Source organism: Pseudomonas sp. DR48, from assembly GCF_019823085.1.
Lineage (GTDB): Bacteria > Pseudomonadota > Gammaproteobacteria > Pseudomonadales > Pseudomonadaceae > Aquipseudomonas.
On sequence record NZ_CP081946.1, the window covers coordinates 641,964 to 668,870 of the forward strand.

15 protein-coding genes are annotated in these 26,907 nt (G+C 57.3%); 5 read left to right on the forward strand and 10 right to left on the reverse strand.

Annotation, left to right across the window (positions count from 1 at the left end; all coding sequences use genetic code 11):
* Positions 1 to 61: 61 nt before the first annotated feature.
* Positions 62 to 559: a tRNA adenosine(34) deaminase TadA gene (gene tadA / locus K5K95_RS02915; RefSeq protein ID WP_222588315.1), complete on the reverse strand. Its 498-nt coding sequence runs from the start codon at positions 557 to 559 to the stop codon at positions 62 to 64.
* Positions 559 to 1,935 (reverse strand): multicopper oxidase family protein, encoded by a 1,377-nt coding sequence (locus K5K95_RS02920; RefSeq protein ID WP_208669741.1) that lies wholly within the window; start codon positions 1,933 to 1,935, stop codon positions 559 to 561. The genes tadA and K5K95_RS02920 overlap by 1 nt, the downstream gene beginning before the upstream one ends.
* 219 nt (positions 1,936 to 2,154) lie before the next feature.
* Between K5K95_RS02920 and K5K95_RS02925 the strand changes: the two genes are divergently transcribed.
* Positions 2,155 to 5,133: a membrane-targeted effector domain-containing toxin gene (locus K5K95_RS02925; RefSeq protein ID WP_222588316.1), complete on the forward strand. Its 2,979-nt coding sequence runs from the start codon at positions 2,155 to 2,157 to the stop codon at positions 5,131 to 5,133.
* 235 nt (positions 5,134 to 5,368) lie between these two features.
* On the opposite strand, the gene K5K95_RS02930 is transcribed toward K5K95_RS02925, so the two are convergent.
* The 3 genes from K5K95_RS02930 to K5K95_RS02940 form a co-directional block, all read right to left on the reverse strand.
* Positions 5,369 to 9,991 (reverse strand): ATP-binding protein, encoded by a 4,623-nt coding sequence (locus K5K95_RS02930; protein ID WP_261398130.1) that lies wholly within the window; start codon positions 9,989 to 9,991, stop codon positions 5,369 to 5,371.
* 275 nt (positions 9,992 to 10,266) lie between these two features.
* Entirely contained in the window at positions 10,267 to 11,436 is a 1,170-nt protein-coding gene (locus K5K95_RS02935; protein ID WP_222588318.1) for an RNA-binding domain-containing protein, read from the reverse strand.
* Positions 11,418 to 14,087, reverse strand: a complete 2,670-nt coding sequence (locus tag K5K95_RS02940) for a TrlF family AAA-like ATPase (RefSeq protein ID WP_261398131.1) — start codon at positions 14,085 to 14,087, stop codon at positions 11,418 to 11,420. The genes K5K95_RS02935 and K5K95_RS02940 overlap by 19 nt, the downstream gene beginning before the upstream one ends.
* An 805-nt stretch (positions 14,088 to 14,892) precedes the next feature.
* On the opposite strand from K5K95_RS02940, the gene K5K95_RS02945 reads away from it, so the two are divergent.
* Positions 14,893 to 16,965, forward strand: a complete 2,073-nt coding sequence (locus K5K95_RS02945; RefSeq protein WP_222588319.1) for a TerD family protein — start codon at positions 14,893 to 14,895, stop codon at positions 16,963 to 16,965.
* 174 nt (positions 16,966 to 17,139) lie between these two features.
* Here the strand turns inward: K5K95_RS02945 and guaA are convergent, their stop codons facing one another.
* The 4 genes from guaA to K5K95_RS02965 form a co-directional block, all read right to left on the reverse strand.
* Positions 17,140 to 18,717, reverse strand: a complete 1,578-nt coding sequence (gene guaA / locus K5K95_RS02950) for a glutamine-hydrolyzing GMP synthase (protein ID WP_222588320.1) — start codon at positions 18,715 to 18,717, stop codon at positions 17,140 to 17,142.
* Between the two features lie 125 nt (positions 18,718 to 18,842).
* Positions 18,843 to 20,312 (reverse strand): IMP dehydrogenase, encoded by a 1,470-nt coding sequence (gene guaB, locus K5K95_RS02955; RefSeq protein WP_090180524.1) that lies wholly within the window; start codon positions 20,310 to 20,312, stop codon positions 18,843 to 18,845.
* A 117-nt stretch (positions 20,313 to 20,429) separates the two neighbouring features.
* Positions 20,430 to 20,978 carry a sugar ABC transporter ATPase gene (locus K5K95_RS02960; RefSeq protein ID WP_222588321.1) on the reverse strand — a complete coding sequence of 183 codons (549 nt, stop codon included), beginning with the start codon at positions 20,976 to 20,978 and terminating at the stop codon, positions 20,430 to 20,432.
* Between the two features lie 188 nt (positions 20,979 to 21,166).
* On the reverse strand, positions 21,167 to 21,934 hold the full coding sequence (locus K5K95_RS02965) for a sulfite exporter TauE/SafE family protein (RefSeq protein WP_222588322.1): 768 nt from the start codon (positions 21,932 to 21,934) through the stop codon (positions 21,167 to 21,169).
* A 177-nt stretch (positions 21,935 to 22,111) separates the two neighbouring features.
* On the opposite strand from K5K95_RS02965, the gene xseA reads away from it, so the two are divergent.
* Both xseA and K5K95_RS02975 read left to right on the forward strand, forming a co-directional pair.
* Positions 22,112 to 23,491 (forward strand): exodeoxyribonuclease VII large subunit, encoded by a 1,380-nt coding sequence (gene xseA, locus K5K95_RS02970; protein WP_222588323.1) that lies wholly within the window; start codon positions 22,112 to 22,114, stop codon positions 23,489 to 23,491.
* Between the two features lie 3 nt (positions 23,492 to 23,494).
* Complete coding sequence (locus K5K95_RS02975) at positions 23,495 to 24,316, forward strand: peptidoglycan DD-metalloendopeptidase family protein (protein ID WP_222588324.1); 822 nt, start codon at positions 23,495 to 23,497, stop codon at positions 24,314 to 24,316.
* Between the two features lie 136 nt (positions 24,317 to 24,452).
* Here the strand turns inward: K5K95_RS02975 and K5K95_RS02980 are convergent, their stop codons facing one another.
* The gene (locus K5K95_RS02980) at positions 24,453 to 24,809 is read right to left on the reverse strand and encodes a hypothetical protein (protein ID WP_222588325.1); all 357 of its coding nucleotides are present in this window, start codon (positions 24,807 to 24,809) and stop codon (positions 24,453 to 24,455) included.
* Between the two features lie 398 nt (positions 24,810 to 25,207).
* On the opposite strand from K5K95_RS02980, the gene leuA reads away from it, so the two are divergent.
* Positions 25,208 to 26,887, forward strand: a complete 1,680-nt coding sequence (gene leuA / locus K5K95_RS02985) for a 2-isopropylmalate synthase (protein WP_090180500.1) — start codon at positions 25,208 to 25,210, stop codon at positions 26,885 to 26,887.
* The last annotated feature ends 20 nt before the right edge of the window (positions 26,888 to 26,907 follow it).

Consider the following 26,907-nt stretch of genomic DNA (forward strand, 5'->3'; position numbering starts at 1 on the left):
TAGTTATGTCGACTGACACACCGCTATCGCGAGCAAGCTCGCTCCCACATGGGTTCAGTGTTTAGTCTGCTGGTTTAGCTCTTCGGGCCTTGAAAAACTCGCTGAGAACAGCACCGCATTCCTCGGCCAACACCCCACCTTCATACAGCACCCGGTGATTCAAAAAGCCCTGGGTGAAAAACTGCCCCTGACTCTGCACAATCCCGGCTTTCGGTTCCAGGGCGCCATACACCACCCGCGCAATCCGCGAATGCACGATCAGTCCGGCGCACATGCTGCACGGTTCAAGCGTCACGTAGAGCGTGCTGCCCGGCAGGCGATAGTTGCTGGCCGCCAATGCAGCGGCACGGATCGCGACCATCTCGGCGTGGGCACTCGGGTCGTGGCGACTGATCGGACAATTGAAGCCGCGCCCGATGATCTCACCGTCCTGCACCAGCACCGCGCCGACCGGTACCTCGCCAAGGGTTGCACCTTCAGCCGCAAGAGCCAGGGCTTCGCGCATGAAGTCGCGGTCGCGGCTGCGGTCAATGATTGCGGCGGGACGAATCTGACGCATCAGGCCACCTCGATCGCGGCCATCAGGCCGGTTTCCATGTGGTCGATCACATGGCAATGGAACATCCACACTCCCGGGTTATCCGCCACCAGGGCCACTTGCGCACGCTCGTTCTTGCCCAGCAAATAAGTGTCGGTGAAATACGGAATGACCTTGTGCCGGTTCGAGGCGATGACTTTGAAGCTCATGCCATGCAGGTGAATCGGATGCTGATACTGAGTCATGTTCTTCAATTCGAAAATGTAGCTCTTGCCCTTCTCGAGCTTGGCAATCGGGCGGTCGGCGCAGGTCTTGTCGGTGATGTCCCAGGCCTTGCCGTTAATCTGCCACAAGCTGGGTGGCTTGCCGTTGTCGACGTTCACCGAGACCGAGCCCACCCATTCGAAATTGAAGTTGAGTTTCTCGGCATTGGCCAGGTCCGGCTCAGCCACCGGGTTGGCGGGCAGCGCCGGCGGCCACACGGTCGGAGCATCGGTGTTCGCCACCGAACGAAACGTGCCGAGACGAACCGGGCCGTTGCGCAGGGACAACTCCTCACCGGCCGGCGGCGCCTTGATCGCCAGGCAAATGCGCATGCCCGGGCCTAGCCAGTATTCCTTGCCCAACGGGCGCGGTTCGATCGGGTTGCCGTCCAGTGCGTAGATCTGCGCTTCGACGCCGGGAATGTTGAGGCGATACGTCAGCGTGTTATCGAGGTTGAGCAAGCGCACGCGGGTGATTTGCCCGGCGGGCAAGTCGATCACCGCTTGCGACTCACCGTTGATGGTCGACAGGCGTCCGGCGGTGCCACCACGGGCGGCTTCGCGAGGAACGCTGAAGGCGACGAAAGCGCCCTCTTCATCGACGTGCCAGCTCTTGAGGCTCAGGGTTTTCTCGTACTTGAAACCGGTGGGCTCGCGCTCTTCGATGATCAGCGGGCCGACCAGGCCGCGACCGAGCTCTTCGCTGCTGTTCACGTGCGGGTGATACCAGTAGCTGCCAGCGTCGGGCACGCGGAATTTGTAATCGAAGTATTCGCCGGGTAGCACCGGCAATTGCGAAACGTACGGCACACCGTCCATCTCAAGCGGCAGGCGGATGCCATGCCAGTGGATGGTGGTCGCCACCGGCAGGTGGTTGATGAACCGCACCCGCAGCCATTCACCCTGACGCACGCGCAGCTCAGTGCCAGGCGCCGACGGGCCGAACGCCCAGGCTTGAGTCTTGTGCCCGGCGACCAGCTCGACGTCCAGCGGCGCAGCGATCAGCTCATAGTCATGACCGGCGTCAGCGTCGGCCATCTTGCCCAACCAATAGCGCGACGCGCCACCGGCCCCCACGCCAACCACCACAAGACCGGCCAGACCACCGAGTATTTGTCGACGGGTAAAGGACATGAACTCAACTACCTCACGTATCAGCGACAGGCCCGCAGGCCCGCAAAAGGCGAATACGATACACCTGCGGATGAGAAACAGTAAGGGCAGCGCGGCGGATGGCCGCACCGCGTCGCTGCCCCTACACGAATGCGCATCCCGTGTGGGCATATCTATGTAGTGCACTCCTCCAGAGTAAATGGGCGATCCTCACCGCCCCATTTTCTCAAGGAGCGAGAAATGAACTTACCTGAATCAGTTGCCCCATCCCTTTTGCCCAATCCCACGGACGAGCAATCCCTGAAAGCGCTGGTGCTGCCTTTTACCGAGGCCTGCCCCGACATGCATGCGATGGCCTACGACGTCGCAAAAGGCATACTCGATAAACACGGAATCAAAGGCATCGACCCGGATAAGGTCTGGTGGCACCGTTTCGATAACGTGTCGGTCAGCAGCCCCAAGGCTTTTCTGGGCTGGGAGCGTTATCCGAAGCCTTGCGAATCGCTGACCTTGCCGCAACTGGTGGTCCAGCGATTCCGCCTCAGCGATCAGGAAGACCCTGGCATGCCCGATGGCGATGGCGGCTTCTACAACCAAGGTCCTCACGCCTCGATTTTTAACCAAACCAACGAAATCAGGATGTACCCAAGGGATGTTCTGAAGGACTTCTGGGCCCTCAATTTTGCTCAGTCCTACCGAGAAAAAATGGAGCGATTCTGGCCACTCCATTCGGACGATTTTCGGACCCTCGCCAAACTCAACTTCCTGGTGCAGGCACTGGACGAACACGACGGCGCCCGACTGAACAATGAAAACCTCAAGACGGTGATCAAAGCCGTGGCCGGCAATGTGAGCTGGCCGGTCAGCCTCGACATGCTGCGAGCGCAGGCACCAACCGTGGACGGATTACGCGTGTGCGCGCTGGATATCGGCGGTTATCAGGCGACCGATATCCTGTGCATCACCGATCGCAACGGCGTGAACATCCTTTACACACCGGGTGAAACCCAGACGTTCCACATCTTTACCACCCTGCTCGATTTCCATTGGTGGCTGTTGCTGCAAAACAACTATGCAGAGAAACGGGCGCGATTCATGAGTCATTTCCCGTTGTCCGCCCAACAGCAGGACGACGGCAAAATCGGCTTGAACGCTACGATCGACCTGCTCTATACAACGTGGGGCGCCTACGACCATCACCTGATCAATCAAAACGCCGAGCCGATCACCGGCGATGTTTTCAGCTGGTTGCGCGACTCGGTGAAGGCGCGCATGTACAGCGATGCGGACCTGTCCCTGCACTCCAACGGACAACTGCGAAAAAAGATGTGGATCGGTTATTTGAACGCGTTCGTCCACCTCTTCAGTTCGATGGCGGGCCTTGGATGGCCTGTGGCGCTGGCTGCCGTTGGCGCCGGCATTGCCGATATGGGTTTGAACATTGACCAGGCAATCAATGGCAGCACCAAGGCTGAGCGTAAGGCGGGGGTCGTGGGTGCCATCTTCAGCGGTATCGAAACCCTGTTCAACCTGCCTTTCCTGCGCGGGGCAACGGAGCTCGCCGAAGTCAGTGAAGCCAGCGAAACCTTCACGCCACAGGACAGCGTCACTGAACCTGTCAATGAACGCCCCACAAGCCCTTCAGGGCTCCCACCCATCGCCCGATTCGCCCCCGGCCCGGCGTATGCCGAGCAAGGTGCGGAGCTGCTGTCATCCTTTGAAACCAATGAAGTGCTGGATGGCTTGTTGCCCGTCAGCGACGAAGGCAAATTCGCCGGCATCTATCAGCCAGCAAACGGCGGCAGCTATGTGCTGATCAACGACAGTTACTACCTTGTACGCTACGCCGAGGCACTGAAAACCTGGGTCATCATCGACCCGGCCAATCCCTATTCGTTTTATCGCAGCCTGCCGGTCCGGCTGGACGCGGCGGGAGAATGGCAACCCATCAACCGTCCGGGTCTGTTCGGTGGCGGCAAGTTCGACGGACTATGGCCGTGGGGCCGTGACAGCACCGCGCTACCTGACATCGACAGCCCGCCCAGCGCATACGATATGCCACAGGCCTCGCGCGAACAGCTCAAAAACCTTGCCCAAGGAGGTGGCAGCAAATACGACCTCAAAGACTACGCCGGCAGCCTGCCCAAGCCAGATGGCAGCAATCCCGTTGCCGACTTCAAGGACATGCGCAAAACCCTGTACCGGGACGCCACAGCATTCTTCGAATCAAACCCCCTTCCGGCCAGGCCCGAAATCCCTACTCTGCCAGCGCGTCTGCCCTACAAAGACATCATCAAGAAGCTGTTTCGCCTGGTATCAGGGCTGGTGGTCGGTGAGAGCCACTCAAGCGTCGCCAGCAAACAGTTCCTGATCGAAAACATGGAGGTCCTGAGCAAGCAAAAGATCAAAACGCTCTACATGGAGCACTTGCTGACCGACTTTCATCAGGCTGATCTGGATGTGTTCAATCGAACGGGAACGATGTCGGAAAATCTCGAGAATTACCTGAAAATTCTGGATCAAGGGCACAGCACCGACCCCAGCGGTCAGTTCACCTTTCTGGAAGTGGTCAAGGCTGCCCGCCGAAACCATATCCGGATACAGGCCATCGATTGCATGGCCAGCTACCGGAGCACGGGAATGACCGGTGTTGAACCTGATTTCCGGCAAAGAATGATGAATTTTTTTGCCCATCAGGTTATCAGCGCCGACCAGGCTGCCCGAGGCGCTCATCGCTGGGTCGCGCTAATGGGCGACAGTCACGCCAGCACATGGGGCGGCGTGCCCGGTGTCAGCGAACTGGAGGGCGGCATCAGCTTGCGCATAGAAAGCACCGACGCCGGAACGGCACGAGGCATCGAAGTGGACCCGGGACGCATTCCTACCGATAACTTCGGCCGGCCGCTGGCCAGCGTCAAAGGTGATCTGCGTCTGCAACTGGATACACCGCCCAGTGTTGTGCTGGCCGAAACACTGGAAAAGAGCCTGCGCAATACGGGTGATTGCGCGGTAATGAACATCGATAACACGGCCACACTCATTCACCGCAGCAGCGACGGCACCATCGTTCGCACAGTTATCCAGCGCGACTCCGGTTCGTTCTACATTGAGCGGCCAAGTTGGCCGTCCATCAGCGGCCGGCGTTTCCCCAACATCACGGACCTCTCGACAGCGTTAAGGCTCATGGGACTGAGACCAGTGAAAGTGGCCGGGTCCTGATAGGCAAAAAGCCCCGTGAACTCGCGTTCACGGGGCTTCTCAGGTGTTACGGACGATCCGTCAGACCGGGAATGCTCCCACCCTATTATCAATAGACTCGCTCAGACGAGTAATTTATAGGCCTTAAAGGCACCTATAATTTTAAAACCATGAAAAACACCATACAGGATCAAAATCCCTCTCAAGGGCTTTTATCGCTAGGATACTGTGCCCTCCGGGGCACTGGCTTGGCCGCTCAACGGCGCAAAGCAAATGCTGCGGCATCCTCTGCGCCATAAACCTCAGCGTCAAGCAGACGCTCATAGACCGTCATCGCACGAGTTTTGATCTCTATTGGTGAGCGCTGAAGTGCAATCACAAGCCCTATAAATTCGCCGTCGTACATCCCTCCAACGGTCCTTTCTGGCGATGTACCCGCAAGCTCAGTTGCAGCCTCTGCGATTTCAAGCACCAGCATTTCAAAGCCAGGATATAACAGCAGGTACTGAAGCGAACGTACAAATAGCGGCCCCATCGACTCTTTAAGCAGATCAATATTTCCTGCAACAGAAGCTAGTAGGGATCGCGTCATCTCGTCAGGAGGCAATCGCTCGCCACGATCGACAGCTGTAGATAGAGCATGAGCCTCGAATCCTCTGACAATGCTGACGACCGCAATGAGGTAGGCGTGCGAGCGATTTCGAATATCTCGATCAGGTTCGCCCCATCCCGCAGCAGCCGCAAATAACACGCCGCACCTGGCAAAAATATCACTTCCTGCTATCACTGCTTCAACTAGATCGCCCATCTCACCAGAAGCAGCGCTATCGACAATCACGCTAGCAGCAGAGAACTCACCACCAATCTGTCTGAGTTTATGATCGCTATGTCTGAGCCAGAAGTTGACTATCTCCTGCTGTAGGCCCATACGCATGCGAACGCGCAGGCGCCACAACGATTGGACTACTGCAGCATCTTCAAACGCTGCAGGAAATCTTCGCCAGATCGCCTCAATCAGTTCGCCCACTCTTGCGGCATCCGCCCACCAGAGCTCATGCGACCTGAACATTAGGATCCCACTCCAAACTTCGGGATCTTCAGGATGAGTAACATGGTGCTCTAACTCCGCGAGCCAACCATCACAGTCCACGCCGTCACGATGGACATATCCTGCGGCGATTGCTGATAGCAGCGTGAAATTGCGCTGAGGGAGAGAGTGCATTCCACCGCCTCGGCCAAACAGCATGGCTTCAGGGCGTCGATCCGGTTTCTCATTCCGTTCGCGATTGGATCTGTTTAACTCGGCATGACGCGCTGTTTCAGCGACCAACACATTGGGATCACGTTGCAGCCAGCTACGGAGGAGCATGATGTCGCGATCCTCAAGCCCCTTCATACGCTTTGCGAGCTTCGCCATAGCACTGGCAGCATCCTGGCAGAAATCGCGCGACGAGAAGCCACGGGCATGAAGATCCCAAACCAACGCCTTAATAGTCTGGGCGCTTACCTCTTCGATCGCTGACAACTCTTGAATAGCTGCGCCCGCTACCTGCTCGTGCAGACCAGATTGGAGAAACGGAATGATACGAAGAGCACGATCTGGAAACGATTTCGCAAATGCGGCAAAAGCCCGAGACAACTCAATAACACCGCCCTTTAGCCAATGTTTCGGATTCTCATGGCGACCAGCTTTGTCGTTGACTGCATTGAGCATTTTGATTATCGCGTCGTCATTTGCCCTTGCCATCTGATCATGGCTCATGGGGGACTCAACGAACCGCGCCAGCATCCGGCCTCGGTGCTTTACCTTCGGTAGAGGCTGTTCGACCTTCCACTCCTCAACTTGTCTACGACGACGAGCCGTCAGCACTTGTACTGGTAGCTCGGCAAGCAAACGCAATCGCCGCTCATCAGACCAACGCAGCAACATCAGTCTCTGAGCGGGATCTTGCTCTTCCTGTAATTCCTCCCTCCAAGGCTCCCACGACTCGATATAGTCGCGAATCCTCTCAATATCATTGTGGGAGAGGTGAGGAATGACTTGGGCGATCAAATTGCTTGATGACCAGCCACAGATCATGTGACCAATACCTCTTTCATCGTCGAACATGTCACTACCTAGATGAAGGCGTCGCTGATCTGCGAAAAGGAAAGAGAGCGCATACTCATTAAAAAGTGCCGGATTCGCCGCCAAAGTGTCGGCAACTAGTGACTGAACCTCGTCAATTTCTACAGCTACAACAGTATCAAGCAAGGTGCGCGCTCCTACCGGGTCAGAAACTACAGACTCTTCGAGCACACTCTGCAGAAGCTGCATCAAATGGCCCTCGCCAGAGTCATATTTCCAATCGTATGGAATAGATATCGATTGCGGATACCTATGCCCAGGCCGTCCATCGCCAATCTCTCGCGATGCCACCCCGACAAACCAAGGCAGGAGCCGTTCGGCACAATATAGCGGTGCGGCTGCGGCAATCTTTTCAACACCATAAACCTTGATGCCGTTGTACCGATCCCCGGTCTGTGTCTCAGCCCAAAATGAGATGAGATCTAATGCAACGCGGGTATTACCGTTCTCATGCAAAGTTTTGGCGTAATGGGATATCGCCCAATCTGCCAGCGCCGTTCGACTGAATATCTTACGGACATGGGCGATTGCACGATCGGACGCAATACCAGAGCGTTCGCAGATACTAAACACGTCTCCGTCATTCGAAGCATCCGACCAATAGCGGTCGACCAGATCCATAACGTGGCTCGAGTCCTCCGCAACCTCTCGAACGAGCAGCATGGTCGCATTCCAGCGATGCTTTTCGTCCTGCAGAAGAAAAGGTAGGAGCGTCAGCAGACCTGATCTCCAGCGCGGCCATCTTATCGCTACCTGCCTGAATGCCCGATTCGCAAGTGCATGATCGTTTCGTGCCATCCAGTCTACCCAAGCAATATCACTTAAGCCTGGATCATCAGTACTCGCTAAATAATCGGCCATAAGATGGCGCAAATGTCTGCGCGTCCTGGAGTTTGGTAGCAACAAGCGAATAGCCATCTCGTAGGAAGGCACATCAACCCGACGCATATGCTCAAGGCCGCGCAATATTGTGCCCCGCGCAAACAACCCTTCCTGGCGACTCCAAGCGTACTCAGCCAACTCTTCTGCGGTTCGAAGCGTCTTAGCCTGGAAATCATCGAGCCACGACTGATGACTAAAGCCGATGTTGGCATCCTCGCGAATAACGATGCCAATCGACTCGGCCCAACGCAGCATCTCGCTGTAGTCTGGGTCATAGTGAGCCGCTGGCCGCCAGAGGCTCTCATACTGTGTCATGTCGGCTGCAAGCTGACGCAAGAACGCCATACACGAAGCCCGTCCTGCCCCTGCGGGTAGTTTCTTGTCGAGCCATCGATCAAGCAAATTTGCTGCTGTCAGATCTGAGGGGTTCAAGCCAGATTTGACAAGATCGACGTATATACCTAGAGCAAATGGTGTACGTAGCGTCTCTTTGAGGCTATCCGGCACCACCGTGGCGTCGATACCGAGCTCACCGAGCAGCGCGGAAATCCGCTCGAACGGAGGCAGGGAAAGTAGTAACTCATCCGCATCAAGCAACCTAAATCGAGCGTCGAACTTCGCCTCAAATGGTCGAGAAGAAACGATGACATGGATGGGGAGTTTATTGTCCTCTTGACTTTTTACTTCCTGAAGCCGAGACGCGAGGCGAAGCAAGACCTGCATGCGCTGTGAACTCTGGTCCATCACTTCACTGACAGCGTCAAGCTGATCGATGATTAGTACAACCGGACCTTCAACCGCTAGCAGGAGAAGTTCCTGCTCGATATCACCTGACATGCCAAGATCGCGAGCGAGATCGGCGAAGTCCATAATATCTGGGCTAAGCATGTCGGCCTTTATCGCCAGCACAATTTGGCCGCGAGCTTTGAGGGCACAATACAGCTCAGCGAGAAGTGCTGACTTCCCAGTCCCTGCTCCTCCTACGACCAGCGTGGAGCCTGCAGGATGCCGACTGATCCGCTGGATCAAATCGTCGAACTCTGGTCGTTCTATATGCTGTCCCCAAATCATTTGAGGCCAGTCAGCCAGACCGCGTGACCCGCGCGCAATGTCTTCCTCAACATCATCTCTGGTGAATGTCGTTGTGCTCTTTGAAACCAAGCCGACTGCAGCGAACCGAGCCTCAATCATAGCCTCGGCATCCTCCAGAGCCACGACAAGTTGAACTTTGAAAAACCGCTGACGGACAGCAGGAATGCGTTCCAGTAACGCATCGAGGTCGACTGGCCTAAGAAGCTCATATTTCAGACTCTTGAGGGCCGTACTGATGCCTGGCATAACAGCCTCGATCTTAAGTGTCGAGAATGCCTCATACTTTTTAATGACGTCGGTAACCAGACCTAAAAGCTCTGCTTCATTGGCAGTTAGCCAAGTCTGTGACGTGTCAAAAAAATCGGTTGCTGTACTTGCAGGATCCGAAGCAAGGGCAAGAATAAAGCGGAAATCGGTCGGGTCCGGCATAAGCGCCGGCTCAAGCACGACATTTAGAAGGAACTTGATTACCTCACGGAGCGTGTCCGGCCGAGTGAAACCAGCTTTAACCTTTTTGCACTGAATAAGCCCAACCGGCCGCTCATCCTTCGTGAGCCAAACATCCCGCCCCTGGTCAGCTCCTGTGACCATCAAACGAGCATTGCTGTACCACGGCAAATCAGACGCACGCCCTCTATAGATGCTGTACAGGAGGAGTTCAAAATCAGCGTCCGTTAACGCAAGATAATTTGCTCTATCTGGTCCCACGCGCCCTTCGTCTACGGCTTCGACGTGAGCGTATGCAACGTTAATCTCATCATCTGTGAGGAGTTTCATTCTGGTCTTCCGTGTTTCACGATATCCAGCTACCGACAGAGAGCTGCCACCAACACAATGCGGCTCTTTCAATAGCGAGAATAAGCCATTCGCTCGGGCATGAAAAAACCGGCAAAAGCCGGTTCTTTCATGCCGTGCCGTGGGCTCGCTCCCACTCAAATATCAACGAGTAAAAAATCAGTAGGAACGGCATTTCTATAGATGCGAATCGCCAAAACCCATGAAAAACACCATAAAAAAATCAATCGTCCGGCATTCACGCCATCCAGAGCAGATCATCGCTCCGCCTCCGGCACATTGGGCCGCATCACGATGGCCTTGAACATATTACCGCCACGATCATCGATGAGTTCGATCTGAGGCCACGCCCGCAGAGTTCGCAGTAGCCCGCTTCCCAAGCCGCGATAAGGTAGGAGCTTGGTGGCGAAAGATGCCAGGATGGGATTACGCATATTGGAATTGCCGGCCTTGATGTTTTCAATGGTCAGATTGTTCGGCAGATGTCCAGGGCTGATGATCTCGACGCGATCCGCAAAGACCAGAACGCGCACTGGGGCGCTGATAAAATAGTCACGGTGGATTAGAGCGTTGGCGACCAGCTCTTCCCATACGACACGTGGAATTTCGGCCTGGCCTTGGGAGTTGAATCCTTGATCGCCCTGCGTGGCTCGGGTATTGGCAATTATGAAGCCCAGCGTCTGCTGGAACACATCAGCCAGCTTTCCGGTAATGTCGCGGCTGTCGATGTAGCGATCGTCTTCGATCTGGTTACCGACAAAAGCAACAGACTTGACGATGAATGCAGGAAGCGAGTATTGCGGCGTCTTGGCAAACAGCAGGCTACCAGCCACATTTAGCTGACCTTGGCTCATCAAATTCATGTTGGTCAGCAGTTGCGGCATTGGCTGATTGTGCCCGGCGAGCGGCTCGCCAAATTGCTGTTCGAAGAAGGCTTCGAAATAGGGCATGTCCACATCGCCCGCGCTCAGACCCGCAACGGGTGTTTCGTCTGCATGCACCAAGCCTGCCTGCTGGAATAAACGCTGAAGCTCCTCGCGTGAGGTTGCACGTCGTTTGTCTGAGCCGTTCTTCACCCAGATAGCACCGTTTTTATCCATGTAGGGCTTGCTGACGCCTTCAGGAATAGAGACCACCATCACTGTGCCATTTGGGTGCGGTACGTTTTCGGTCAAAGGATTTACAGCGGGGCGGACGTTCTGAGAAGCCGAATTGGCGACAAGTTGGTTGAGGCGAGCCAAGTCGGCGCCAGACAGACCGCGCACCGAGCCATCATCGTTTACGCCGATGAAGATGCGCCCACCAGATGTGTTGCTGAAGGCGACAATCTCGGCTGCCAAGCCATCGGCATTGGTCATATCGGCCTTGAATTGCTGGCGACTGTCCTCACCCCGTGAGAGGAGGTCGATCAGCTCTGTGGTTTCCATAGGTTGTAAACCTCTTTACGACGGTTGAAGGCTTCCTGGCCTCCTTCCATGATGTTGATGATGGCCTCCTGCACCGGACGGGCGTCAATACTGCCGCTTTTTGTGGCAACTTTCTCATCCTGATACTGGCAGGCTTGCACCTGTTCGGCGTCACCCAGCACCGGAAAATTGGCGTTATGAGTAGCAAAGATGAATTGCGTGTAAGGCTTCATTTCACGCAGCAGCTTGATGACATCGTCGTAGATGGTCTGATTGTCCAGATCATCTTCCGGCTGATCGATGATGATCACATCGTTCTGCCGTTGGCTAAGCACATAGAGCAGTAGCGCCGAGGCACGCTGCCCGAGCGAATGGTGTTTCAGTTCCTTGCCGCGATAGCGGATCACGAAGCGGTTAGGCACCTGCCAAGTAATGAACTCGGCCAAGTTTTGCATGAAGGTCTTCTCAAAGACCTCGGGGGTGCTGCCAGCCTTGAACAAAGCCTCCGGCAGGGTACGAAGGAGGCCACCGAAATCGGCGTAGTTCTCCATGACTGCCCGAAGGGTGGTTTCGCGGATGTTGCTGCCTTTGAAAAGCTGCTGCATGAAGCTAATGGCGGCTTCCTTGTCGCCTTTGAAGTCAGCTTCGATCTGCAACGCCGTGTGACCAGCGTTCACGCGGTCTAACTCAGCCTTGATTGTGTTGAATTCGTGCAGCCAAAGTCCATTGAGCTTGTCGATTTCAGCAAACATTGCATCGCGAATGCTGATCTGCTGTGACTCTTGCTTGGCTAATGCCTCCAGCATTTGCTCTGCCTTGGTTTTTCGCTGTTGCTGGACCAAGAAATCGTCCGGCCGGATGGCCGTCATACCGGTTTGCTTGAGTTCCTGGGCCAGTTGCCGCTCGACCTGTGCGAATTCCTCCTTAAGACTTTGGCTCGCCCCTTCAAACTCGCCCTGCTTGGCCTTGAGGCGAGCTGCAACAGCGAGCACCTCCTGCTCGATCTGCTTAAGCTGATCGACTTTAGCAACTAGTTTGGAAAATTCGGCGTAGTAAGCCGCAAAGAAGCCTGGGTTCTGCTTGGACACGTAGCTCGTCGCGTTGCGTAGCTCGTCTTCGTGCTCGGCGATTAAGCTTCCCAAGGCGAGAATGAAGTTGTCTACCCGCTCATCCATGCGCACGAGCGCAGTTGCGTCCTGCTGGAAGCCCAAACGCTTTTGAAGCTTGTCGGCGACACCGTACTCCGCGAACTTGCTCAGACGGAAGTTGGCGTCGTTGAGTTGAGTCCCGAAGTCACGCTTGAGTTCAGCGGTATTGGTAAGCTTGAGCCAGCGCTGGGCAGCGTCGCGAACGCGTTGGCGTTGAGTTTCGATTTCTTCGCGCAGCATCCGAAGCTTCTCGCCGACCAGTTTTTCTACCAGATCGGTCTCAAAGCCTTCGCCGGTGCTAGAGAGGTCCTTCTGTCCGAAGTAGATCGGGCGGCGCAGTACGGTCTCCCGGATCGACACGCCTGGCTGCAACTTGCCATCTAGATAAACGTTCGGCGCTTCGCGGAAGATGCGGGAAATGGTGAATTCCTGGCCGTATATATCGCAGGCCGTCAGCGTCACCTTGCCGCCGCTGCCGAGGGTATGGCGGATCAACTCATCCTTGTACTTGGTGTCCTGCGCTTTTTCGCCCCGTGGAATGTCGAGGGCGTAACACACTGCCTCAAGGATCGACGACTTGCCACTGCCTCGAATTCCAATGAGCGTGTTGAGTTCGGAGGAGAAGTGCAGCGTCTGTCGGTCGAGGATGCCACCGTCGAAGTGGATGCTGCGAATGTGCGAGCCCTGATGTATGGGCTGTTCGTTAGCCACCCGCGCAACGGGATCACCCAAGGCAAACTTCACCGCTCCGAAGGACAACTCGCCCAGCTTCAGGTAGCTGGTTTTGCCCCGACCAATTTCATCGATACACTTGGGGTCGCTGCCCTCAAGTTCGGCGGGATACCAGCTTTGCAGCCAGCTTTGAATCTTAGTGCGGCTAGGTTTGTCTTTGCCTGCACCGTCGTGCGTGCGAACCTTCTGAAATGCCAGCGTTCTGCGCCGAAAGAATTCGTTTTGTCCCAAATCTGTGAGTCGGCCACCATCCAACTCCGCCCACAAGCCACTCGGTGCTTCAACATGGGCGAAGACGAGAAAGAAGTCGCGGTGATAGCTTTCCAGCTTCCTGATCGTCTCCAGAAGTGACCAGGAGGAGCGGCCGTTCTCCTGCTCGTACTGCACGGGCGTTTTGCCTTCAAATGCGCTTGTCAGGAAGGGGTTGATGTAGTCGTGCTCATCAATCCATTCGTCTGAGAACACAACAAGCGTGTGGATGCCATTGGCCCCGTCATTGACCGACAACTCGACACCCGGAAGCAAGGCAATCCCCTTCTTCAGAGCCGTCTTGCGGAGTGCTTTGAACTCATCGAAATCAAACTTGTTGTGATTAGTGATGACACCCAGCCGAATGTTCGCACTCTCCAACGCATCCACATAGTTGCTGTTGTAGAAGCTGTCATCGCCCGCATACTTGAACTCTCGATCTGCTCGGGTATGCAGATGAAAGTCTGCGCGAACCCACTGCGCCCCTTCTGCGAAGACAACGGATCGAGCCCCTGACTCCTTTGGTGGCAGACTTACCATCATCGCTCCTCATATGCTGACGGTCCCGCGAGCTTGCGCCATAGCCTTGCGGGGAGTCACCTTGAAAAATAGTTGTCCGTGAGACCTTGCAGATAACATTCTGCGGCCAGTCCAATTGGAGTATTCGGGCCAGACACAAACGCTTGATTTGTTGTGCGTCTCGTAACACCTTAAGGCACCGGTCAATCACATGTCGATAGAAGACCTGCCGCTCACCACTAACCTTCGCTAGCCGCAGTGCGGCACGCTACAGGCCTAAGTTCTGGTCGCCTGTCAAACGTAGGCATAGCCGCTCCGTTGACTCATTGGCAGGTGCCGGGAATTTAAAAAAGATGAGGACTTTAACAGGTCCAGCTCGTTTCTGGGAGGCACATAGCGCGCAGCAGCCGACGCTCAACAAACTACTATTTATGAACACCACCGCCACCTACTGAAATCGCTCCCTACCAGATGCGAACACATCGGCAATGCTCGTGAGTGATTGCGACGAGATGAAGGGTGATAAGAGCCCAAGGCACGGCCAATAACGCCGCCGCTTGTCTGGACGATGGACAAGCGACCTGTCGCTCATCATCCCTGTTCTTCTGGCGAAGCAGCTTGTTACCGTTGAGGCACGCAGCAACCTGACAAACAGGGAAAATCTTACGTAGAATGCCTCCGTGGCTATGGAACACCTTCCTTCTAAACCTCCTATGACCTAGGGGTTTCGCTCTCCACACCGCGCCTGCTTCTTGCAGGCGTTTTTATATCGGCTGTAGACACGAAGCTGCAGCTCGTTCGCGACGGCGGCCAAGGGAGATAATCAAGGATGAATCAGGAGCTGTTCCTGCGTCGCCGTACCAAAGTCCACGTCCCGGTGGGCACTGGCGGTGCCACACGCTCTCAGGTCGCGTCGGCTGTCCGGGCAGTCGCGGCGTTCCGATGTGTACTATCAGAGCCTCTGATTGAGCAAATCGGCACGCTGTCAGCGACAGAGCTCAAGCACTGGCTGCACGACATTGTCGTAGTGCTTCGGCGGGAGACTGGTGCTCATGTGCACCATCAGCCGTTTTACCCTGACTTTCCGGAGCAAGTTCTGACGGCCTCAGAGGCGGAGTTGTACCTTAACGCCGTCATGCACTACCTCTCGCTTTGGCGTTTACCACCGACTGAACACCCTCGACCTGCGATGCTTGAAGGCAACTTCATATCCCGCGTTATCGAACCGGGAAGCATCTCCGAGTTTGAGTCACTACTCGAGCCGCTGGTTTCATCGCGCACCTCGCTCTCCGAAGAGGAAACTGCCGATCTCGCCTGGTTTGTCCGAGAGTACAAAGGCGATGTGTTCCGTCTCCTGCCTGAGGCCGTCCCGTTCCGGGAGATCCGTGCACAGCTTGGCTGCGCGCTTATCCTGCATGCAGTCGGCGATGCTCGGGTGGACGCATTCCTGGAGCGAAACGTCGAGACGGCAACTGACGTATTACGACTCGCGGTCGCGCTGACCGGAGGAGACGTGTCACTGGCAACCGCTACGACACGTTTCAAAGCGATGAAACGTTCGATGCGCCGTCTGCTGTTAAGCCTGCTTGATCACATACCCAACGCTGCTGAAGACGTGATGCGTCATGCGGAACGCTGGAAACGCCTGGCTGAAGTACTGCATCCGGGCGACTACGCCGATAAGTATCCACGAGCGCTGACAGCCATCACGGCGGCGCGTCGTAACGAAGCGCCAGACTCATTTGGCTCACGTGTCGAAACATTGTTCGCCCAGCGCGATATCGCCGAGCTTGTTCCCGTGCTACAGAGCCGTCCTGGTGAGTTCGCACGACGGCTGGACGCAACCCTGCGGCGCGCGACGGAACCAGAGTCGGTTCTCGAAGCGTTTGAGGCTGTTGCGACACAAGTGTCTTCACCTGTCCTGCTGCAGTTGCTGGCCCAAGTACGCGCTCCGCGCCCCCTGCCCCTGCGGGCCTTCACACCGAAAGGTTCATTCGCCAAAATCTATGGCATCAAGGATCGACGCGAACCGCTCACACCCGACGTGTTGGCTCGTGCAGCCCAAATCTGCGAGGACGCTCTCGTAAAGCGTTTCGCGTCGCTGCCGCCACTAGGCCGCTGTTTCATCGATCCAGCATTACGCGAATACAGGGTGCCGCTGGCGCAGCGTGCCTCATCGAAGTCACTACGTACGCTGGTGCGGGGCAGTCGGTTGCCTATGCCTGACACACGTTACATTCGCCTGTTCCTGTGGTGGAAGAACGGTCGTGAACGCACGGACATCGACTTGTCCGCCGCATTTTTCGACGCCAACTTCGTGTTCACACAAACGGTCGCGTACTACAACCTAAAGGGTTTCGGCGGCTACCACAGCGGCGACATCATCGACGCTCCCGACGGGGCTTCGGAGTTCATCGACCTCGACATTGATGTCCTAGTCGAGAAGGGTATCCGCTACGTCGTCACGTCTATCAACTCATTCACCGAGCAGCCGTATTGCGATCTTCCAGAATGCTTCGCTGGCTGGATGGCCCGCGCCGACACGGCGTCGGGTGAGATATTCGAGCCGCGATCCGTGTTCGACCGTATCGATATCGCGTCCGACACAGGGATCTGTCTGCCATTCGTAATGGATTTGCAGGAACGACGCATGATTTGGGCCGATCTGGGGCTCACTTCATCTCCGCGGTGGAACAACGTCGAGAACAACCTCAGTGGGATATCGTTGATGCTGCGGGCTCTGGTGCATACACCACGGCCAGATTTGGAAACTCTGTTCGACTTACATGTTCGAGCACGAGGGGAACGAGTGGCTTCGCTGCAACACGCACAGGCGGTGTTTGCGCCCGATCAAGGCATAACGCCATTCGATACTGATTTGATTCGATCACAGTTCCTCTAATACCTAAGCCAGCCTTTACCGTTCATTGAAAGCGACAGCTCTTGCTTTGGAGCTTTCCCCCAAAAACAAAAATGCCAGTCAGCATAACTGACTGGCATTGGCTAAACGCCTTCCCTGCGCCCCTCCGAATCTAGCGCTGGACGCTAATCGGACCGGTCAGGGCCGGACGTCCAATCATTCCCACTCAATCGTCGCTGGCGGCTTGCTCGACACGTCGTAAGTGACGCGGGAGATGCCTTCGATTTCGTTGATGATCCGGCCGCTGACGGTTTCCAGCAGTTCGTAAGGCAGGTGTGCCCAACGCGCGGTCATGAAGTCGATGGTTTCAACGGCACGCAGGGCAACTACCCAGGCGTAACGACGGCCATCGCCAACCACGCCAACCGATTTCACTGGTTGGAACACCACGAATGCCTGGCTGACCTTGTGGTACCAGTCGGCCTTGCGCAGTTCTTCGATGAAGATGTGGTCGGCACGACGCAGCAGGTCGGCGTATTCCTTCTTCACTTCACCGAGGATCCGCACGCCCAGGCCCGGGCCCGGGAACGGGTGACGGTAGACCATGTCGTACGGCAGGCCGAGTTCCAGGCCCAGACGACGGACTTCGTCCTTGAACAGCTCGCGCAGGGGTTCAACCAGCTTGAGGTTCATTTCTTCCGGCAGGCCGCCCACGTTGTGGTGCGACTTGATCACGTGAGCCTTGCCGCTTTTGGCGCCAGCCGACTCGATCACGTCCGGGTAGATAGTGCCTTGGGCGAGGTATTTGATGTTGTCCAGTTTGTTGGACTGGGCATCGAACACGTCGATGAAGGTACGACCGATGATCTTGCGTTTTTTCTCTGGGTCGGACTCGCCGGCCAGGTTGTTCAGGAACTGCTCTTCGGCGTTGGCGCGGATTACTTTGACGCCCATGTTCTCGGCGAACATGGCCATCACTTGCTCGCCTTCGTGCAGACGCAGCAGGCCGTTATCGACGAAGACGCAGGTCAGTTGGTCGCCGATGGCTTTGTGCAGCAGCGCGGCAACTACCGAGGAGTCAACGCCGCCGGACAAGCCGAGCAGTACGTTGTCGGTGCCGACCTGGGCGCGAACCTGAGCGATGGCGTCTTCGGCAATCTTCGACGGCGTCCACAGGGCTTCACAGCCGCAGATGTCGAGGATGAAGCGCGACAGGATCCGACCGCCCTGCTTGGTGTGGGTCACTTCCGGGTGGAACTGCACGCCGTAGTAGCCGCGAGCATCGTCGAACATGCCGGCAATCGGGCAGCTCGGGGTGCTGGCCAGGATGTGGAATTCTTGCGGCATCTTGGTGACTTTGTCACCGTGGCTCATCCATACGTCGAGGCCGAACAGGCCATCGGCGTCGATGTGGTCTTCGATGCCGTCGAGCAGGCGGCTCTTGCCGACCACGTCGACACGGGCGTAACCGAACTCACGCAGATCGGAGCCTTCAACCTTGCCGCCCAGTTGTTCGGCCATGGTTTGCATGCCGTAGCAGATACCGAAGACCGGCACGCCCAGGTCAAACACCGCTTGCGGGCAACGAGGGCTGTTGGCTTCGTGCACGGACTCGGGGCCGCCGGCGAGAATGACGCCTTTTGGAGCGAATTCGCGAATCGCTTCTTCATCCATGTCGAACGGATGCAGTTCGCAATACACGCCGATTTCACGCACGCGGCGGGCAATCAGCTGGGTGTACTGGGAACCGAAGTCGAGGATCAGGATGCGGTGAGCGTGAATGTCGAGGGCCATGGGAGAGCTCTGAAAAGCAGTTGCAAGCTTCAAGCTGCAAGCTGCAAGTTATCGGAAGCCGCGCGGTAGCTGCATGAATGCAGTACCGCTTGCAGCTTATAGCTTGTGGCTTTTAGCTGTCGGCATCAGCCGACTCGGTAGTTTGGCGCTTCTTTGGTGATCTGCACGTCGTGAACGTGGGACTCGGCCATGCCAGCGCCGGTGATCCGCACGAACTCAGGCTTGGTGCGCATTTCTTCGATGTCGGCACTGCCGGTGTAACCCATCGAGGAACGCAGGCCACCCATCAGTTGATGAATGATGGCGCTCAGGCTGCCCTTGTACGGCACACGGCCTTCGATGCCTTCCGGTACGAGCTTCTCGGCGCCTGCCGAGGAGTCCTGGAAGTAACGATCGGAAGAACCTTGAGCCTGGGACATGGCGCCCAGCGAACCCATGCCGCGATAAGCCTTGTACGAACGGCCCTGGAACAGTTCGATCTCGCCCGGAGCTTCTTCAGTACCGGCGAACATCGAGCCCATCATCACGCAGGAAGCACCGGCTACGATGGCCTTGGACAGGTCACCGGAGAAGCGGATGCCGCCGTCGGCGATCAACGGCACGCCTGTGCCTTCAAGGGCAGCGGCGACGTTGGCGATGGCACTGATTTGCGGGACGCCGACACCGGCGACGATACGGGTGGTGCAGATCGAGCCAGGGCCGATACCGACCTTGACTGCGTCGGCGCCGGCTTCGGCCAGGGCCTTGGCGGCAGCGCCGGTGGCAATGTTGCCGCCGATGACCTGCACTTCAGGGAAATTCTGTTTGACCCAGCGAACGCGGTCGATCACGCCTTTGGAGTGACCGTGTGCGGTGTCGACCACCACCACGTCAACGCCGGCATTGACCAGGGCCGCGACGCGGTCACCGGTGTCTTTACCGGTGCCGACCGCAGCACCCACGCGCAGACGACCTTGATCGTCCTTGCTGGCCAGCGGGTATGCCTTGGCTTTTTCGATGTCGTTGACGGTCATCATGCCTTTGAGGGCGAATTTGTCGTCGACGATCAGGACGCGTTCGATGCGGTGCTTGTGCAACAGCTCGCGGACGTCGTTCTTGTCGGCGCCTTCCTTGACCGTGACCAGACGCTCTTTAGGCGTCATCACTTCACGGACGGTGGCGTCCAGACGGTTTTCGAAGCGCACGTCACGGGAAGTGACGATGCCGACCAGGTCGCCATCGTGCAAGACCGGAACACCGGAGATGTTGTGCATGCGGGTCAGTTCGAACAGTTCACGAACCGTGGCGTCGGCCTCGATAGTGATCGGGTCCTTGACCACGCCGGCTTCGTAACGCTTGACCTTGCGCACTTCGGCAGCTTGCTGCTCGATGGTCATGTTCTTGTGGATGATACCGATGCCACCTTCCTGAGCCATGGCGATTGCCAGACGGGCTTCAGTAACGGTGTCCATGGCGGCAGAAACCAGAGGAATATTCAGCTCGATGCCACGGGTTAGGCGGGTCTTGAGACTGACTTCGTTAGGAAGCACCTCGGAATAACCAGGCACTAGGAGAATGTCGTCGAATGTCAGAGCTTCTTGGCTGATACGCAGCATCGCGGGGGCTCCCGAGCGGGAAAATGGAAGCGCGCCATTATAGTCAGACACCCCCTCGGGTTCAATGTAAAACTCTGTCTATTATTAGCATTACTGATATACGGGGATTGTCACTTCCTACAACTCGACTTTCACCCAACTCACGGGCTGATCAAGCCAGTCGGCAAATTCGTCGATAAAGCTCTGCTTGAACCCGGCCTCGGCCCAGTTGTTAAAGATGAACCCCAGGTTGGAAAAGCCGCATTCCTGCAGGAAAAGAAACCCGTTGATGTCATCTTCATGCCCGCACTCGGGGCAGGTGAAATTATCGGTGCGTCCCGGCATCCAGTCTTCCAGGCTTTCGAACAACGCTTCACCGATTTCCTTGCGACACTCGGGGCAGCCAGCCTCCCCCAGGAAACCCTTGGCGGGTGTATAGATGCAGCGCTTGGTGATGATCTCCAGGCCATTGATCGGCTCGCCGAATGGCAGCGCTTCGGGGCGCAACACCACATCGCGGGCACCCTCGCCAATGGCGTGGGCCATGCGGTTACCGGTACGACCGCACGTGGTCAGTTCTTCCTTGACGATGTTCTTGCGCACCAGCCACCGCACGACGGCCCGGGCCCGGGGTTCGTGAACCGGCAGCGTGGAGATTTTCGGGACGATGATGCTTTGCGAGTTCATGGTGCAAGCCTACTGCGTCAAATGGATGTTCCTGCGGGACGCCAGTTGGCGCCTTCGCGGGCAAGCCCGCTCTCACATTTTATCTTGGGTGGCCACAAATAATGGGGTCGCAGAAGATCCAATGTGGGAGCGGGCTTGCCCGCGAAGGCGTCAGGACGGCCGGCAGCTTAATCCCTGACGAAATCCGGTCAAGTACTCAAGTAACGCCCGATCAAGGCGATCCCGCTGGCCAATACCAACCAGGTCACGAGCCGCACGAACGCCTCGCGGGACAATTTCATGGTCAATCGCCGGCCGATCCACAGCCCCACCGCCATCGCTGGCAACAAACACAACGCCAATATCAACAAGGGTAGCTCGGCATACACCCCGGCGACGGCAAACAGGCTCAAACGCACCACCGTGCTGCAACTGATCAGCGCACTTTGGGTGGCTCGGGCCTCGTCCTTGGGTAACCGACTGTTCAAATAGATCGCATACAGAAAACCACCACTGCCAAACAGCGCCCCGAACATCCCGCCCACCGTGCCCATCGGCACCGCCCAAACGGCGGACAATTGTGTGGGCCGGGTTTTGACCCACAGGCTGTAAATCGCATAGGCACTGATAAACAGCCCCATCAATAGCAGCAACACATCGGACTTCAGGTTCAGCAGAAAAATCACCCCCAACGTGCACCCCACCGCCATGCACGGCAGCAGTCGCAGCAACTCGGACCGCTCTACATTTCGGCGCGAGGGCAGCAGATTGCCGAACGCGGCAACGAAATCCAGCAGCACCAGCAGCGGCACGATCTTCGACAGAGGCATGAACAGAATCAGAACCGGCCCAGCCACCAGCGCGGTGCCAAAACCGGCGATGCCGAACACGATGTAAGCCAGGGCGATGCCCAGCCCGATCACCAACCAATCCACCATGCCGAATGGCCATTGGTGCAACAACTCAAGCACGTTCATCTGCAAGTCTTCCTTGAATACCGGTGATCACTGTAGGAGCTGTCGAGTGAAACGAGGCTGCGATCTTTGGATTTTTATCGAAAAAAATAAAAAGATCGCAGCCTCGTTTCACTCGACAGCTCCTACACAGCTCAGTGATCGTGCATTCGGCCAGAGATTGCCTTTAAACTGCGCCCCATGATTAAAGATCCCTTTGCAAGACTCGGCCTGGACCGTGAAGTTCTGACTGTCAGCCAGCTCAACGGCCGCGCGCGGGTGTTGCTCGAAGACGTGTTCAGCAATATCTGGGTCGAAGGCGAGATCTCCAACCTCGCCCGCCCGGCATCTGGCCACGTGTACTTCACCCTCAAGGACAGTGGCGCCCAGGTGCGTTGCGCGCTGTTTCGGCAGAACGCGGCGCGGGTTCGCCAAGCGCTGAAGGACGGCCTGGCGGTGAAAGTGCGCGGCAAGGTTTCGCTGTTCGAAGGTCGCGGCGATTATCAGCTGATCCTCGACACGGTGGAGCCTGCGGGTGACGGCGCCCTGCGCCTGGCTTTCGATGCCTTGAAGGAAAAGCTGAGTGCCGAAGGCCTGTTCAGCGCCGAACGGAAAGTGCCGCTGCCGGCGCATCCGCAGCGCATCGGCATCATCAGTTCGCCGACGGGCGCGGTGATTCGCGACATCATCAGCGTATTCCGCCGTCGCGCGCCTCAGGTTCAACTGACGTTGATCCCCACCGCCGTGCAGGGCCGCGAAGCCACCACGCAGATTGTCCGCGCGCTGAAACTGGCGGACGCCCGTGGTTTCGATGCGTTGATCCTGACCCGGGGCGGCGGTTCGCTGGAAGACCTCTGGTGTTTCAACGAAGAAGCCGTGGCCCGCGCCGTGGATGCCTGCGTGACGCCGATTGTCAGCGCCGTCGGCCATGAAACCGATGTGTCGATCAGTGACTTCGTGGCCGACGTTCGCGCTCCCACGCCATCGGCCGCCGCCGAACTGCTCGCCCCGGACTCCAGCGATCTGGTGCGTCGGGTCGAAAGCCTGCATCGTCGCCTGGTGATGCGCATCCGTGACCGCCTGATGCGTGATCGGCTGCGCCTGGAAGGCATCTCCCGCCGCCTGCGTCATCCTGGCGAACGCCTGCGCCAGCAAGCGCAACGCCTGGATGATCTGGACATGCGCCTGCGCCGCGCCTTCGACCGCAGCCTCAATACCCGTCGGGAAAAACTGATTCGCCTGGAAACCCGCCTCGCCGGGCAACACCCGGGGCGGCAATTGGCGCTGCTGCGCCAGCGTCTCGACAACTTTGCCGAACGCCTGCCCCGAGCCATGCGCGAAGGCCTCAAGTCCCGTCGCCTGCAACTGCAAAGCCAGGTGCAGACGCTGCAAGTGGTCAGCCCGCTGGCGACCCTCGCCCGTGGCTACAGCATTTTGCTGGATGAGCGCGGCAATGCGATCCGCAGCGCCGGGCAAACCCACACCGGTCAACGCTTGAAAGCCAAACTCGGTGACGGCGAGTTGCAAGTACGGGTCGAAGACAACCACCTGACGCCTGTCACCCTTTCTTTACTGGATTAATCGATGACGCGTTTTTTCGCTTCACTGCTGTTGCTGTGCCTGACCTTCAACGCTCACGCCGACAGTTACATCACCCGCCTGTTGAACAAGCCGGTGCCAGGCGGCGTCGCCGTGGTGGATCTGGGCGCTGCTGCGCAGGCACCGAAAGCCAGCTATCAAGGCAAACCGGTGCTGGTGGTCAAGGAACAGAACAATTGGCTGGCGATTGTCGGCGTGCCGTTGACGGTAAAACCGGGGACGCAGCAGGTCAGCAGTGGCGGGCGTAATCTGAGTTTCACGGTCGGCAACAAGAAATACCCGGAACAGCACATCACCCTGAAAAACACACAGCAGGTCAATCCGAACCCGGAGAACCTCAAGCGCATCGAGGGCGAACTGGCCGAACAGATCCAGGCCTACCGCAGCTTCAGCCCCAATACCCCAAGCAACCTGCTGCTGGACAAACCGGTCAACGGGCCGCTGTCGAGCAAGTTCGGGGTGCGCCGGTTCTTCAACGGCGAGGAGCGCAATCCGCATGCGGGCCTGGACTTCGCGGTGCCCGCAGGCACACCGATCAAGACACCGGCGGCGGGCAAGGTGATTCTGATCGGCAACTACTTCTTTAATGGCAACACGGTGTTCGTCGACCACGGGCAGGGCTTTATCAGCATGTTTTGCCACATGTCGAAGATTGATGTGAAGGTCGGCCAGTCAATGGCACGTGGCGATGTGGTCGGCAAGGTCGGCTCCACCGGGCGCGCGACCGGGCCGCACATGCACTGGAATGTCAGCCTGAATGATGCGCGGGTGGATCCGGCGATTTTTATCGGGGCGTTTCAACCATAAAACAGTTGTTGAGGCTGATGGCACCTTCGCGAGCAAGCCCGCTCCCACATTAGATTTTCGGATGCACAGAATATGTGTTCACGCCGGTCAAATGTGGGAGCGGGCTTGCCCGCGATAGGGCCATTACAGACGCCGCTTATTCCGCCTCCAGATCCTCAATCCCATGGACTTCCCAGTGCGCCAGGCTCTTTTTGATCCAATCCTGGGTTTCCTGCGAGAAGCCCGCCAGGTCTTCGGCCGTGATCAACTCACGCGAACACAGCCCCAGCAAGTGACCGGGCGCTTCATCGCGTGAATGCCTGAAAACGTCAAACGCCCAATACAGCTCCTTCTGACCCGCTTTGAGCCTTTCTTCACTGGCTTCGATACGCTCGTAGGGCGTCAGGCTTTTATCCAGCACCGTGCGCTCAACCTCATCCATGATCCGGATGCACATCCGCTCATGGGCCCATGGACGCAACGCGCTATATAGCTTCCAATCCGACTCGTTCATGGCTGACTCCTGCGTACAAGTCGTCCTGTTGAGGCTTTAATAATAGCTGTACTGACACGCCCCATCCGCTGAAGCCTGCGATTGCGCATCGCTCAAACCTCGCGCAAGGATCCAGACAATCACTTTAATTCAGCACAATAAAATCGCGACAAATCGACTTTTACGGGTATTCCTCTCAATTTTTTTCGACTGCTTGCCATCCTCCACAACGGCGGTTAGGGTTGAAGACATGAAAACCTCTCACACCCTCATTCAGCTTCGCCAGCACCGCAGCCTGTGCCTCGTCAGTGCACGACTGCCGGGCTGAATTTGCGGTGCCTCGCCCTACGCTTTTCCCCAAGAACATTTGATCCACCGGCAGGCCGCCTTTTTTCGGCCCACACAATAAGGATTTCCCGATGAGCATGCTCAAAGACCCGTCTTCGAAATACCGCGCGTTCCCGACCATCGATATCCCGGACCGTACCTGGCCATCGAAGACCATCACCGCCGCGCCGATCTGGTGCAGTTCCGACCTTCGTGACGGCAACCAGTCGTTGATCGAACCCATGGACGCGGTCAAGAAGCTGCGTTTCTGGAAAACCCTGGTGCAGGTCGGCGTGAAAGAAATCGAAGCCTCCTTCCCGGCCGCTTCGCAAACCGACTTCGACTTCGTCCGTACCCTGATCGAAGGCAACCACATCCCGGACGACACCACCATCCAGGTGCTGACCCAGGGCCGTGAAGACTTGATCGAGCGCACCTTCGAATCCCTGCGCGGGGCGAAGAAAGCCATCGTTCACCTGTACAACGCGACCTCCCCTTCCTTCCGCCGCATTGTCTTCAACCAGGACAAGGACGGGATCAAGGCCATCGCAGTGAACGCGGCCAAGCTGTTCGTCAAATACGCTGCCCAGCAGCCGGACACCCAGTGGACCTTCGAGTACTCGCCGGAAACCTTCAGCGCGACCGAGCTCGAGTTCGCCAAGGAAGTCTGTGACGCCGTGATCGAAGTCTGGAACCCGACGCCTGAGCACAAGGTGATTCTCAACCTGCCAGCCACCGTGGAATGCGCAACCCCGAACATCTATGCCGACCAGATCGAATGGTTCGGCCGTCACATCAACCGTCGTGACAGCGTGATCATCAGCCTGCACACCCACAATGACCGTGGCACTGGCGTTGCCGCCACCGAGCTGGGCCTGATGGCCGGCGCCGACCGCGTCGAAGGCTGCCTGTTCGGTAATGGCGAGCGCACCGGTAACGTCGACCTCGTGACCGTGGCGTTGAACCTCTACACCCAGGGCATTCACCCTGAGCTGGACTTCTCCGACATCGACGGCGTGCGCAAAGTCGTCGAAGAATGCAACCAGATCCAGGTGCATCCACGTCACCCTTACGTTGGCGACCTGGTTCACACCGCGTTCTCCGGCTCCCACCAGGATGCCATCCGCAAGGGCTTCGCCCAGCAGAAACCGGACGCGCTGTGGGAAGTGCCGTACTTGCCGATCGACCCGGCCGACATCGGCCGCAGCTACGAGGCGGTGATCCGCGTCAACAGCCAGTCGGGCAAAGGCGGGATCGCTTACCTGCTGGAACAGGAATACGGCATCAGCTTGCCGCGCCGCATGCAGATCGAGTTCAGCCAGGTTGTACAGCGTGAAACCGATCGCCTCGGCCTGGAAATGACCGCCCAGCAGATCCACGCGTTGCTGCACAGCGAATACTTGCAGGCCAACACTCCGTACGCGCTGGTCAGCCATCGCCTGCAGGAAGAAAACGGTCACAGCGCCGTCGAAGTGGAAGTCTCGGGCAAAGGCCAGGGCGAAACCAACCTGCACTGGCGCGGCAAGGGCAACGGCGCCCTGGAAGCGTTGGTGGCCGGTCTGCCGATTCCGGTTGAGATCATGGACTACAACGAACACGCGATAGGCGCGGGCACCAATGCCAAGGCTGCGGCCTACATTGAACTGCGCGTGAACGGTGAACGTGCGGTGCACGGCGTCGGTATCGACGAAAACATCACCACCGCCAGCTTCAAGGCCCTGTTCAGCGCGCTGAACCGCTCCCTGAGCCAGCCGGAAGCGAAAGCGGCATAAGCCTTCGCTGCAATGCAGAA

Coding starts and splice junctions, on each gene's coding strand:
- K5K95_RS02925 (WP_222588316.1), top strand. CDS start 2,155: ATGAACTTACCTGAATCAGTTGCCCCATCCCTTTTGCCCAATCCCACG.
- K5K95_RS02940 (WP_261398131.1), bottom strand. CDS start 14,087: ATGATGGTAAGTCTGCCACCAAAGGAGTCAGGGGCTCGATCCGTTGTC.
- K5K95_RS02930 (WP_261398130.1), bottom strand. CDS start 9,991: ATGAAACTCCTCACAGATGATGAGATTAACGTTGCATACGCTCACGTC.
- K5K95_RS02965 (WP_222588322.1), bottom strand. CDS start 21,934: ATGAACGTGCTTGAGTTGTTGCACCAATGGCCATTCGGCATGGTGGAT.
- guaB (WP_090180524.1), bottom strand. CDS start 20,312: ATGCTGCGTATCAGCCAAGAAGCTCTGACATTCGACGACATTCTCCTA.
- xseA (WP_222588323.1), top strand. CDS start 22,112: ATGATTAAAGATCCCTTTGCAAGACTCGGCCTGGACCGTGAAGTTCTG.
- guaA (WP_222588320.1), bottom strand. CDS start 18,717: ATGGCCCTCGACATTCACGCTCACCGCATCCTGATCCTCGACTTCGGT.
- K5K95_RS02945 (WP_222588319.1), top strand. CDS start 14,893: ATGAATCAGGAGCTGTTCCTGCGTCGCCGTACCAAAGTCCACGTCCCG.
- leuA (WP_090180500.1), top strand. CDS start 25,208: ATGAGCATGCTCAAAGACCCGTCTTCGAAATACCGCGCGTTCCCGACC.
- tadA (WP_222588315.1), bottom strand. CDS start 559: ATGCGTCAGATTCGTCCCGCCGCAATCATTGACCGCAGCCGCGACCGC.
- K5K95_RS02920 (WP_208669741.1), bottom strand. CDS start 1,935: ATGTCCTTTACCCGTCGACAAATACTCGGTGGTCTGGCCGGTCTTGTG.
- K5K95_RS02975 (WP_222588324.1), top strand. CDS start 23,495: ATGACGCGTTTTTTCGCTTCACTGCTGTTGCTGTGCCTGACCTTCAAC.
- K5K95_RS02980 (WP_222588325.1), bottom strand. CDS start 24,809: ATGAACGAGTCGGATTGGAAGCTATATAGCGCGTTGCGTCCATGGGCC.
- K5K95_RS02935 (WP_222588318.1), bottom strand. CDS start 11,436: ATGGAAACCACAGAGCTGATCGACCTCCTCTCACGGGGTGAGGACAGT.
- K5K95_RS02960 (WP_222588321.1), bottom strand. CDS start 20,978: ATGAACTCGCAAAGCATCATCGTCCCGAAAATCTCCACGCTGCCGGTT.